Origin of the sequence: Polaribacter atrinae (genome assembly GCF_038023995.1) — a bacterium.
Classification (GTDB): Bacteria; Bacteroidota; Bacteroidia; order Flavobacteriales; family Flavobacteriaceae; genus Polaribacter; species Polaribacter atrinae.
Genome location: NZ_CP150660.1, coordinates 2,219,496 through 2,232,670, shown reverse-complemented (window position 1 = coordinate 2,232,670; position 13,175 = coordinate 2,219,496). Strand labels below are relative to the sequence as shown.

The window sequence follows — 13,175 nt, the reverse complement described above, 5'->3', positions numbered from 1 at the left end:
GCGTTAGCGATTGAACGACATGTTTGAGCTCTTTTTCTTTTGCTAGTTTTTTAGCAAAAGAAAAAAGCGAGTAGTGAAAGCGCGACCTTTAGGTAACGCCCAAAAACTATTTATTCTTGTTGTAGATTGGTAATGCAAAAAATGCCAAACCTCCAAAAACAATAATCATGGCAGTTTGTGCGGTCCACATAATCCAACCAAAAGCGGTTGCAGGTTCTGTAGGTACATCAAACAACGCCAAGGCACCGGCTACAGCAATTGGGTATAATCCAATTCCTCCATTTGTTGCCGCAATGGAGAAGCCACCCGCAATAAACCCGATTAATATTCCGCCAAACGGAACGTGTAAACCTTCAATTGCAGGAATTGTTGCCCAAAACATGGCAACGTACATTACCCAAATAAATACGGTATGAAAGATAAATGCCCATTTATTTTTCATTTTAAAAATACTAGTAACACCTTCTAACAAGCCAGCAATAAAGGTTTTAATTTTTAGTAAAAACCCAGATTTAGCTTTCTTTATAAATGATGTTAAAATGTAAAAACCAAGAATAAGAACCGTTAAACCAATAATGATTTTTGTTGGATTAAAGTTTTTAGTTAAGAGGTCGTAGATAAAATCGAATTGAACAAAAAGTGTTATTGCAACGATAGAAAGCATCATAATTAAATCTGCAATACGTTCGGCTACAATAGTTCCAAATCCTTTTTCGAAAGGAATTTTCTCGTAGTTTGCCATTACAGTTGCTCTAGAAATTTCTCCAGCTCTTGGTATGGCTAAGTTTACTAAATAACCTACTAAAACAGCTAAAACACTATTTGTGTATTTGGGTTTAAAACCCAAAGGTTCTAACATGAATTTCCATCTATAAGCTCTAGAAAGGTGACTTAAAATTCCGAAAAATAGACCAAGGACAATCCAACCATATTTTGCGTCTTTAAAATAACCTATTAAGACTTCTAAAGAAATTTTTGAGAGAGAGTACCATACTAAAAAACCTCCTAAAACAAGAGGTAGTATCGTTTTTAATATTTTTTTGATATTCAAATCTATGTAAGTGTATTGTCTTTTTCGTTAGGGAAAACTAAAGATGGTTTAAAGTTTTTTGCTTCTTCAATATCCATGAATCCGTAAACGATTAGAATTAAAACGTCATTAACAGCAACTTTTCTTGCTGCTGCTCCGTTTAATGTGATTTCTCCACTTCCACGAGGTCCAGGAATAGCGTATGTTTCTAAACGCTCGCCATTATTATTGTTTACAATTTGAACACGTTCACCTTCAATAATGTTGGCCGCATCCATTAAATCTTCATCAATGGTAATGCTTCCTATATAATTTAAATCTGCACCTGTAACTTTTACACGGTGGATTTTTGATTTTACAACTTGTACTAACATGGGGCAAAAATACTATTTTTTTTGATTACTACTATTTTAATCGAATGTTGTCTATCAATCGTATTTCTCCTGCATAAACTGCAATAAAAGCACGGTTTTTATTGTTAGATTCTTTGTTTTTTATGGTTTCTAATGATTTTTCATCAGCAATTGTAAAATACTCTAATTCTAATAAAGGGTGTTCTTTAAACTGGTTTTCTACCCACTCAGTTACGGTTACATCATTTTCTATGCCAAATTTATTTTTAACTTTTTTAAGAGTTTTGTAAATAAAAGGAGCTGCCTCTCTATGTTCTTTAGATAATCTAGCATTTCTAGAACTCATTGCCAAACCATCTGCTTCTCTAAAAATGGGGCATCCTTTTATTTTTACAGGCAGTCTGTTTTTTCTAACCATTTTTTTGATAATCTGTAACTGCTGAAAATCCTTTTGACCAAAATAAGCTCTATTAGGTGTTACAATTTCGAAAAGGGTTTTTACGATGGTACCAACACCATCAAAATGCCCTTTTCTAAATTTGCCTTCCATTTGGTGTTCTAGTCCGTCAAAATCAAATTTTTCAGATGATATGTTTTCTGCATATATTTCTGCTACAGAAGGTAGAAATAATACATCACAAGAAACGCTTTCTAACAATTTAGTGTCGTTTTCTATCGTTTTTGGATATTTAATTAAGTCCTCTTGGTTGTCAAACTGGGTTGGATTTACAAAAATACTGACTACAACTAGATCGTTTTTTTGGATTGCTTTTTTAATTAAAGATAAATGACCTTCGTGTAATGCGCCCATTGTTGGCACAAAACCAATGGTTTTATTATCCTCTTTTTTAGAGGCTAAATATGCATTTGTTTCTTGTTTAGTGTTAAAAATTTTCATCTTCAAAAATTAAGTAGAGTCTGCAAACTTACCAATTTAACACGATATTAGCATAAAAATTTGTATTTTTGCGCTTCTTATAAAAGAGTTTGATTTAATGAAGGACAAGAGAATATTATTTGTTTCATCTGAAGTAGTTCCATACTTACCCGAAACAGAGTTATCATCTACAGCCTTTAATGTTGCAAAAAACGCACATTCTAAAGGAGTACAAACAAGAATTTTCATGCCAAGATATGGCGTAATTAACGAGCGAAGACATCAGCTACACGAAGTAATTCGTTTATCTGGGATGAATCTAGTAGTTAATGATATGGATATGCCATTAATTATAAAAGTTGCTTCTATTCCTAAAGAAAGAATGCAAGTATATTTTATAGATAATGAAGAATATTTTAAACGAAAAGCCGTTTTTACAGATGAAGATGATGATTTGTTTGAAGATAATGATGAGCGCGCTATTTTCTTTGCAAAAGGAGTTATAGAAACTGTAAAAAAATTAAATTGGGCACCAGATATTATCCACGTTCACGGATGGATGGCTTCTCTTTTACCTCTTTATTTAAAAGAGTTTTATAAAGAAGAACCTTTGTTTACAGAAAGCAAGATTATAACATCTTTATACAATAACCCTTTTGAGGGAACATTAGATGAATCTTTAGCAGATAAAGTGAAATTTGATAATATATGTGATGAGAAAATTGCGACTATTAAAACACCAAGCTTTACAAACATATTAAAAAGTGCCATAGAAAATTCTGACGCAATTATTCATGGTAGTGAAGAGATTTCAGAAGAATTAACTTCTTTTATAGAAGGGAAAGATATTCCGGTTTTAGAATATCAAACTGAAGACTTAAAGGAAAGTTATTTAAATTTTTATGCTGATTTAATTTCAGCTAATTAATTATTTTATAAAGTGAGGAGAATTTTTGAGAAAAGCACATTTTTTGTAGCTTTAGTATTAGTATTTACAGCTGTTATTTCTTGTGAAAAAGATTTTACAGATATCGGATCGAGTATTGTTAACAATACAAGGTTTGGTACAGATACTTTAACAGTTAAAGGAATTACTATAGAGAATAGCCCTATTACAAGTGTTACTTCAGATAATATTTCTGCAGAGCCTGGGCAATATTTATTAGGAGTACATGCAAGTGATGCTTACGAAAAAATAGAAGCTTCTATCGTTTCACAATTAGCGCTAAGTACAGGTTTGCAAGTAATAGATGATGCAAATATTTACGGTTCTGATACTATTGTGGTTACCACAATAGATACTGTATTTGTAAAATTACCTTATCAAACAACTTTAAATGATGATGCTACAGCTTATACTTTAGATTCAATAATAGGAGATCAGTCTAAAGCATTTAATTTAAATGTTTATAGAAGTAGTACTTATTTAAGTATATTAGATCCTGCAGAACCTTCAAAATTAAATAGTTATCAGTCTAATGATGTGTTTGAAAAAGAAGGAACTGAGCTAAATGTTACTCCAAATTTTCAATTTTTACCAAGCTTAACAGATTCAATTGTAGTTAATAGATGGTTAAGTGATGCTACATTGGCTACTCAAGATACAGTAACTTATTTCAATACTTCAAGTTCGTCTACAATACCTGTGCCGTTTGCAGTGATTCCTTTAAAAGAAGATAAAATTAAAGAGTTATTTTTAGACCAATATGAATCGACATATTTTGATTCTCAGGTTGCATTTAATGATTATTTTAAAGGACTTATTTTAGAAGCTACAGGAGATCAAGGGTCTTTAATTTCTTTTAATTTTAATGGTATAGTTAAGCCATCACTGGAAATTTATTATACCAATACAGTTGTTGCTGGAGGAGCAATTATAGATACGATTTATAAAAATGATAGTTTTTTATTATCAGGAGTAAGAGCGAGTACTTATAAAATGGTAGATAAAGTTTACCCTTCGGATAAAATTACATTACAAGGTGCGGCAGGAAGCGAAGCTAAAATAAATCTTTTTGGAGCAGGTGAGATAGAAGAATTAAGAGCGAGAAATCTTTTGATAAATGATGCTTCTTTAACTTTTTATATCAATCAATCTGTAGATACAACCGCTGTTCCTTATCAATTGTTTTTGTACAAAAGCGATGAAGGTGAAAACCCTGTTTATAGTCAAGTAAAAGATATGTACTCAGAAGGAGCAACTCTTTTTGGAGGTTTGTTAGAAAGAAATAGCAATGGAGAAAAAGAGAAGTATACTTTTAGAATTACAGATTATATTTCAGACATATTAAGTGGAGAAACAGATTATTCTCCAGCATTGAGGCTTAAAGTAATTAACTCAACAGATTTACTAACAGTTACAGATACTGTATTTAAAAATTATAATTGGAATCCGAAGGCAGTAACTCTTTTTAATCATCAAGCTATAGATGATAGTAAAAAGGTAGAGTTAAAGATTTCATATTCAGAGAAAAAGGATTAAAAAAAAACTAACTAAAAGAAAAATTTTTATGTGTGGAATTACTGGATATATTGGCTTTAGAGATGCTTACCCAATAGTTGTAAATGGACTTAAAAGATTAGAGTATAGAGGGTATGATAGTTCTGGGATAATGATGTATGATGGAAAAGAAATACATCTTTCTAAAACCAAAGGAAAAGTTTCTGATCTAGAAGCTATAACAGATAATGACGAAAAAAGAAAAAAAGGGAATATAGGAATTGGTCATACACGTTGGGCTACTCACGGTGTGCCTAATGATGTAAATTCTCACCCACATATTTCTCAGTCTGGTGAATTAGTTATTGTACATAACGGTATTATTGAAAATTACGACACTTTAAAAAAAGAACTAATATCTAGAGGTTATGTTTTTAAGAGTGATACAGATACAGAGGTTTTAGTAAACCTTATAGAAGAAGTAAAAAAGAACGAAGGTTGTAAATTAGGGAAAGCAGTTCAATTAGCACTAACAAGTGTTGTAGGAGCTTATGCAATTGCTGTTTTTGATAAAACAAAACCAAATGAATTAGTTATTGCTCGTTTAGGAAGTCCTATTGCAATTGGAGTAGGAAAAGATAATAGTGAATTTTTTGTTGCTTCTGATGCATCTCCTTTTATAGAGTATACTAAGGATGCTATTTATTTAGAGGATGAAGAATTAGCAGTTGTTAAAATTGGTAAAGAAATAAAAGTCCGTAAGATTAAAGACGACTCAATGGTTGATACTAATATTCAGAAATTAAAACTGAGTTTAGATCAAATTGAAAAAGGTGGTTATGACCATTTTATGTTGAAAGAAATTCATGAACAACCTAAAGCTATAATTGATACTTATAGAGGTAGAATGTTACCGAATGAAGGACTTATTAAAATGTCTGGAATAGATGACAATTTAAATAAATTTTTGAATGCTAATAGAATTATCATTATTGCTTGTGGTACTTCTTGGCATGCAGGTTTAGTTGGAGAGTATTTATTAGAAGATATGGCACGTATACCTGTAGAGGTAGAATATGCATCTGAATTTAGATACAGAAACCCTATAATTACACCAAATGATGTTGTTATTGCAATATCTCAATCTGGGGAAACTGCAGATACTTTGGCGGCTATTAAATTAGCAAAATCTAAAGGAGCATTTGTATTTGGTATTTGTAACGTTGTAGGTTCATCTATTGCTAGAGAAACACATGCAGGTGCTTATACACATGCAGGGCCAGAAATTGGAGTAGCTTCTACAAAAGCATTTACAACCCAAATTACAGTTCTTACATTAATTTCTTTAAAGTTAGCTAAGGCTAAAGGAACCATGTCAGACTCTGCTTTTAGAATGTATTTGCAAAAAATGCAATTAATTCCGGCAAAAATAGAGGGGCTTTTAAAGATTGATGAAAAAGTAAAAGAAATAGCAGCTGTATATAAAGATGCAAAAAACTGTTTGTATTTAGGAAGAGGTTTTAACTTTCCGGTAGCATTAGAAGGTGCTTTAAAGTTAAAAGAAATTTCATATATACATGCAGAGGGATATCCTGCAGCAGAAATGAAACATGGTCCTATTGCTTTAATTGATGAGAACATGCCAATTTTTGTAATTGCAACCAATAAAGGTCATTACGAAAAAGTAGTTAGTAATATTCAAGAAATTAAATCGAGATCTGGTAAAATTATAGCAATTGTTACAGAAGGAGATGTTCAGGTTAGAGAAATAGCAGATCATGTTATAGAAATTCCTGAGACGGAAGAAGCATTAACACCGCTATTAACTACAATTCCTTTTCAATTATTATCCTACCATGTTGCTGTAATGTTAGGTAAGAATGTTGATCAACCAAGAAATTTAGCGAAATCGGTTACGGTGGAGTAATTTTTTATACTTTATAAAACTAGACCCAGCTTTTAGCTGGGTTTTTTTATTAAAAAAAAATAAGTATCGGGCTTAGGTGTTTGTTATCAGTTAAATATGAGGGTTGTGTATTTCGTTCATAAAAATAAAATATACTTACCTTAGTGTTTAAAAATATTAAATGAAGTTTATAGGTTATTAGAAATATTAATTTTAACATATATATTTAGTCAATCTTAAGCTATGAATTATACTCAGGTAGCTATCTTGTTTTTACAGGGTGCTTTAATTGCTTTTATAGTATTATTGTTATTTCGATTTCGAAAAAAGTTAGGAATTGGTCTACTGTTAGCTTGTTTGGGGTTATTGCAATTTTTGCAGGTGTTTATTTCGAGCTCAGTCTATGTCTCAATTACTAATAATTTTTTTGTATCACCAGGCTCTTCTATTTTATTTACGGTAACTGTTTTTGCTTTATTAATTATATATATAAAAGAGGATGCAGGCGAAACAAAAAAAGTTATCTATACTTTACTTATCGTAAACATACTAGTCATAGTACTTTTGAAATTGTTTGGTTGGAATTTAGATGAAATATCAGCTAACAAGCCATTTAGTGTATTAACTAATCTTTTTGATAGTCGTGTTTGGGTTTTACTTACTGGTATAGTAGCGCTGCTTATAGATACCTTGTTAATAATAGTAATTTTCGAATTTATAGCTAGACAAATAAGATTCCTATTCTTGCAAATTTTTGTAACAATGCTACTAGTGGTAAGTTTTGATACTGTATTTTTTTCAATTATTGCATTTTGGCATTCCGATAATCTAGGTAGTATTATACAGGCGGGATTAATTTCTAAAGGTGTTTTTACTGGTTTTTACAGTCTTATTTTCTATATATATTTAAAGTTTTTTGATTTAAGTAAACCATTAACAAGGGTTTTTAAGATAAAAGATGTCTTTCAGCCACTAACGTATAAACAAAAATTTGAATCTGCAGAAAAGGTAATTCAAGAAACTACAGAGATGTATCGTATACTTACGGAACATTCTAATGATATGGTTTTTTTACATGAACCAAACAGTACTTTTAGGTATGTTAGTCCCTCTATAAAAAAGTTGTTAGGTTATGAGCAATCAGAATTTATAGGTAAACAAGTTTTTAGTGTTGTTCATAAAGAAGACCTTAAGTTTCTAAAAGAAGTGCTAACAAAAAAAATGTTTAGTAAAGGTATTGTTTCTGATGCTATTCCGCTGCGAATTCGTCATAAACAAGGTCATTTTATTTGGTTAGAATTTTCATCTTCTCGCGTTTATAAGGCAGATAAAATTAGTTATTTTGTTACTTCTGCTAGAGATATTACACAAAGAGTTTTAGCAAAGAATAAAATTGAAGATGCTTTAAAAGAGTTAGAAAAAAAAGAACATTCTTTAAGTGAAGCAAGTAAAGTGGCTAAAATAGGGTATTGGGAATATGATATTGTAACAGATACTTTTACGTGGTCTGATTATATGTATACTATTTACGGAATAGACCCTAAAGATGGAATTCCAACACAAAAAGAATTGATTTCATTTTACGATAAAGAATCTCAAGAAAAAATAGAACAAGTTATTAAAGAAATTGCTGTAAAAGGGGTTTCTTGTGATGTTGAATTAAAATTCATTAACCTGCAAAATGAAGTGGTTTGGGAGCGTACTGTAGCAAAATCTATTTATAACGAACAAAATGAAGTTATAGGAAGAGTAGGTGTTATGCAGAATATTACAGCATCTAAAAAGGCACAGTTAGAGTTAGAGCTTTCTAGAAAAAAGATGCAAACATCTTTAGAGTTGTTAGAGAAAAAGAGCTACGCTTTAGATGAGGTAAGTAAAATGGCTAAAATTGGGTATTGGGAGTATAGCAATGAGCATGTTAATTTTATATGGTCTGATTATCATTATGAGATTTTTGGATTAGATCCTAAAAAAGGAATTCCTCCAAGAGAAGAAATTGTAGAATTCTTTGATAAGGAATCTCAAGAAAAAATCTTATCGGCCAATACGGATTTAGGTTTAAAAGGAAATTCTTATGATATTGAATTAAAATTAATTAATAAAAATAAAGAAGAAATTTGGGTTAGAAATATAGTACAACCTGTATATAATAATCAAAATAAAATTATTGGAAGAAGAGGTCTTCTACAGAATATTACAGCTTCTAAAAAAGCAGAATTAGCCTTAAAACTTTCTAAAGAAAATATTCAAATCTCTTTAGAAATGTTAGAAAAAAAGGATTATTCTTTACATGAATCTAGTAAAATGGCCAAAATAGGGTATTGGGAATATGTGATTGCTACAGATACTTATACTTGGTCTGATTATGTGTATCAGATGTATGGATTAACCCCGAATGATGGAGTTCCGCCACATAAAGAAGCAATTAAAGTCTGTGATAAAGAATCGCTAGATAGATTATTACAAGCTACTCTAGAGCTTAATACAAAAGGGACTCCTTATAATGTTGTTTTAAAGTTAATTAATAGAAAAAAAGAAGAAGTCTGGGTAAGAAATGTAGCTAAGCCTATATATAATAAACAAAATGAAATTATTGGCAGACGAGGTGTTTTGCAAAATATTACAGAGTGGAAAAAGGCGCAATTAGAGTTAGAGTTGTCCAAGCAAAAGATTCAATCTTCATTAGACCTTTTAGAGAAAAAAGATTATTCTTTAACTGAGTCAAGTAGAGTGGCTAAAATAGGATATTGGGAGTATGACATTGCAACCGATAGTTTTACATGGTCTGATTATGTGTATGAAATTTATGGCTTTTCTCCACAAGATAGTATTCCTTCTCGCAAAAGTATGGTGGCTTTTTATGGTAAAGATTCTCAGGCAAAATTAGAGCAAGCTACAACAGATCTTACTTTAAATAGAACACCTTATGATATTGAATTAAAATTAATCAATAACAAGAATAAGGAAGTATGGGTAAGGCAAGTGGTTCAGCTTATCTATAACGAACAAAATGAAATTATTGGTAGACGAGGGTTGGTCAATAATATTACAGCGGCTAAGAATGCTCAAATAGAATTAGAGATTTCTAAAGAAAAGATTCAGACTTCTTTAAAATTGTCAAGAAAAAGGAAGCACTCTATGAATGAGGCTAGTAAAGTAGCTAAAATAGGGTATTGGGAGCACGATATGTTAAAAGGTACTGCTGTTTGGTCAGATTATGTTCATCATATTTTTGGAACAAATCCTAAAGATGGAGTTTTACCAGAAGTAGCACTTTTTAAGAGGATGAATAAAAAGTCTCAAGAAAAATTTGTAGAAGCAACTAGAAAACTTACTGCTAATGGTGTTTCTTACGATTTAGAATTGAAATTTACGAACTTAAAGGATCAAATTATTTGGGTAAGAAATGTAGCTCAACCTATTTATAATAAACAAAATGAAATTGTTGGTAAAAGAGGTGTTTTACAAAATATTACAGATTCTAAAAAAGTACAGCAAGAATTAGAACAGTCTAAACAAAAAATTGAAAATACTTTAAAACTTTTAGAAAAAAAGGAGTATTCCTTAAGAAAGGCAAGTGAAATAGCTAAAATAGGCTATCAAGAATATGATAGTCTAACAGACACTTTTATATGGTCTGATCATGTTTATGATATTTTAAGGTTCGATAGAGATAAAGGGGTTCCATCACGTGAGGATATTAGAGGTATTTTTGACGACGCCTCTCTAGAAAAGTATGAAAAAGCTATTCAAGAATTAATACTAAATGGTACTCCTTTTGATCATGAGTTAAAGTTTATCACTCATAATAAAGAAGAAGTTTGGGTTAGAAATGTGGTTCAGCCAGTTTATAATAAGCAAAATGAAATTATAGGAAGAAGAGGTGTTTTTCAAGATATTACTGAAAGAAAACAAATAGAGAAACAACATTTAGTAATAACAGAGCGGTATAGAAACCTCTTTGATAATGCAGCGGTTTCTGTTTGGAATGGTGATTTAACTGCGGTTATAGAACAATTAGATCAGCTTAGAAAGCTTAAAATACCTAATTTAAAAATTTATTTAGAGGAGCAACCTGAGGTATTGTTTTCTATACTAGACAAGGTGGTTATTAACAAAGTGAATAAAGCCACAGTAAAACTGTTTAAAGCAAAAAGTGAAAAAGACTTTTTAGACGGAAAAATCCAAAATACATTTGGTAGTGGAGTGCATAATGTATTTGTAGACTTTATCGTATCAGTTTGGAATAAGGAAAAAACATTTACATCAGAAGTAAATTATAAAACCTTAAAAGGTGATGAGTTTGCTGCCTTACTTTCAATCCCCATTCCTCAAAATTTAATAGAGCAAAAAACAGTTCCTGTTAGTATACAAAGCGTTCAAAGTATAAAAGATGCTGAATTAGAAAAAAGGGAATCTTTAAATCGTTTAAAAGAAGCGCAAGAGTTAGCTCAAGTAGGTAGTTGGTCGTTTAAGTTTTTAACAAAAGAATCAGAATGGTCAGATGAAATGTTTCGTATCTGGGGTTTTAATATCAGTAAAACGGCACCAGAAGAGTCTACTATTCTAGGTAGAGTTCATAAAGAGGATCAAGAGTTTTTTAAGAATGTTCTATCGTTGGCTTATGATAAAGGAATCCCTTATGATGTTGAATTTAGAATTAGTTTGCCTAATAATGTAGAAAAAACTACCAGGTCTATTTGTAGACCTGTATATAGTAAAAATGGAGAGTTGATTGGTTTAAAAGGAACGAGTCAAGATATTACAGAGCAAAAAAGAATAAGGAAGGAAATTGAAAAAGCAGAAGAGATGTACCGTATATTAACGGATAACTCCAATGATTTAATTTGCTTGCAAGAACCAGATAGTACTTTTAGATATATTAGTCCTTCTATAAAAAATTTATTAGGTTATGATCAATTAGATTTTTTAGGGAAACAAGTTTTTAGTATCGTTCATGAAGATGATATTCAAGAATTAAAGTTAGCCATGAAAGAAAAGTTGTTTAATGATTTTAATGTAGAAGCTTTTTCTTTTAGAGTTCTCCATAAAGATGGTCATTTTGTTTGGTTAGAGTTTTTATCATCTCCTATCTATAAAAATAACGAAATTAGCTATTATGTTACATCCGCTAGAGATATTACTCAATGGGTGTTAGCAAAGCAAAAAATAGAAGAATATCAAACATCACTTCAGAAATTGACTACAGAAATGACTTTGATAGAAGAAAAACAGAAAAAAGAAATTGCTACAAATATACATGATCATTTAAGTCAGTCTTTAGTTATTTCAAAAATGAAAATTAATGAATTGAAAAAAAGACCACAATTAAAAATGATTGATGAAGATTTAATCTTTATAGAAACTCATATTTCTGAAGCTTTAGAAAATAGCCGTAAGATTATGTATGAACTTTCACCACCTGTATTATATCAATTAGGTATTATTGAGGCACTAAATTGGTTGTTTGATAATGTAGAAACAACGCACAAGGTTGCTTGTGTAGTTAATAGTGAGGTAGATAGTGTTAAGCTTGATGAAGCAACATCTATTTTGTTGTATAGAAGTATTCAAGAAGTATTAACCAATGCAATAAAATATGCAAATGCTTCTTTAATAACTTTAGACCTTGATAAAAATAAACATGGGTTAGATATTTTTATTACAGATAATGGTATTGGTTTCAATACCGATATTTTAAATAACCTACATAACCACTCTGGATCTGGTTTTGGTTTGTTTACAGTTCAAGAACGTATTAGAAATATTCAAGGGAAATTTACAATACAATCAAAAATAAATACAGGTACAACTGTTAAAATTTTTATACCTTTATCTTAATGACTTATTTAAAAGAAATTAAAATCGTATTAGTTGATGATCACAAGCTGTTAAGAGATGGTCTAAGAAATATTATAGAGCAAAGGTCTAATATGCATATAATTGGTGAAGCTTCTGATGGTAGGGAAGCTATAAAGATATGTCCAAAACTTTTGCCAAACGTTGTTGTTATGGATGTAGCAATGCCTGGTTTAAATGGGGTAGAAGCAACAAGACAAATTCATAAAAACAATCCAGAAATAAAGGTAATTGGTCTTTCTATGCATTCTGGTAAGCAATTTATACAGAGTATGTTTAAAGCAGGTGCTTTTGCTTATTTGTTAAAAGATGGTGATTCAGATGAGTTGATTACGGCAATTTGTACGGTAATGCAGAATAAAAAATATCTTTCAAAAGATATTAATCAAGAGTTTCTGTCGGTACTAAAAGAAATAAAATCTATAGAGAAAACACAGTTAAGCTCTAGAGAGAAAGAAGTATTGCAGTTAATTGCAGAAGGGCGCTCTTCTAAAGAAACAGGAGAGATTTTGTTTTTAAGTCCTAAAACGGTAGATGTACACCGAAATAATATTATGAAAAAATTAGATTTATATACGATTCCTGAATTGACAAAATATGCTATTAAAGAAGGGTTAACTTCATTAGATATTTAATAAATATATAACTTCTTTATATTAGTTGTAATAAATAAGATGATAAGCATTTTGCTTATATAAATATATACAAAA

General features: G+C 30.5%; 8 protein-coding genes. 5 read left to right on the top strand and 3 right to left on the bottom strand.

Features of this window, described 5'->3' with window-relative positions:
* Positions 1-106: 106 nt before the first annotated feature.
* Genes WG945_RS09735 through panC form a run of 3 tightly spaced genes read right to left on the bottom strand, consistent with a single transcriptional unit; the run spans position 107 to position 2,281 of the window.
* Positions 107-1,051, bottom strand: a complete 945-nt coding sequence (locus WG945_RS09735) for a lysylphosphatidylglycerol synthase transmembrane domain-containing protein (RefSeq protein ID WP_082864139.1) — start codon at positions 1,049-1,051, stop codon at positions 107-109.
* A gap of 2 nt (positions 1,052-1,053) precedes the next feature.
* Complete coding sequence (panD, locus tag WG945_RS09730) at positions 1,054-1,404, bottom strand: aspartate 1-decarboxylase (RefSeq protein ID WP_068447443.1); 351 nt, start codon at positions 1,402-1,404, stop codon at positions 1,054-1,056.
* Between the two features lie 31 nt (positions 1,405-1,435).
* On the bottom strand, positions 1,436-2,281 hold the full coding sequence (gene panC, locus WG945_RS09725; RefSeq protein WP_068447441.1) for a pantoate--beta-alanine ligase: 846 nt from the start codon (positions 2,279-2,281) through the stop codon (positions 1,436-1,438).
* A 97-nt stretch (positions 2,282-2,378) separates the two neighbouring features.
* Here panC and WG945_RS09720 point away from each other — a divergent pair, with 97 nt between their 5' ends.
* From WG945_RS09720 to WG945_RS09700, 5 genes are all read left to right on the top strand, one after another.
* Positions 2,379-3,188 carry a glycogen/starch synthase gene (locus WG945_RS09720; protein ID WP_068447440.1) on the top strand — a complete coding sequence of 270 codons (810 nt, stop codon included), beginning with the start codon at positions 2,379-2,381 and terminating at the stop codon, positions 3,186-3,188.
* A gap of 12 nt (positions 3,189-3,200) precedes the next feature.
* Positions 3,201-4,742: a DUF4270 domain-containing protein gene (locus tag WG945_RS09715; RefSeq protein WP_068447439.1), complete on the top strand. Its 1,542-nt coding sequence runs from the start codon at positions 3,201-3,203 to the stop codon at positions 4,740-4,742.
* A gap of 28 nt (positions 4,743-4,770) precedes the next feature.
* Entirely contained in the window at positions 4,771-6,627 is a 1,857-nt protein-coding gene (gene glmS, locus WG945_RS09710) for a glutamine--fructose-6-phosphate transaminase (isomerizing) (RefSeq protein WP_068447437.1), read from the top strand.
* 222 nt (positions 6,628-6,849) lie between these two features.
* Positions 6,850-12,447, top strand: a complete 5,598-nt coding sequence (locus WG945_RS09705) for a PAS domain-containing protein (protein WP_068447435.1) — start codon at positions 6,850-6,852, stop codon at positions 12,445-12,447.
* On the top strand, positions 12,447-13,100 hold the full coding sequence (locus WG945_RS09700) for a response regulator (RefSeq protein WP_068447433.1): 654 nt from the start codon (positions 12,447-12,449) through the stop codon (positions 13,098-13,100). The genes WG945_RS09705 and WG945_RS09700 overlap by 1 nt, the downstream gene beginning before the upstream one ends.
* The last annotated feature ends 75 nt before the right edge of the window (positions 13,101-13,175 follow it).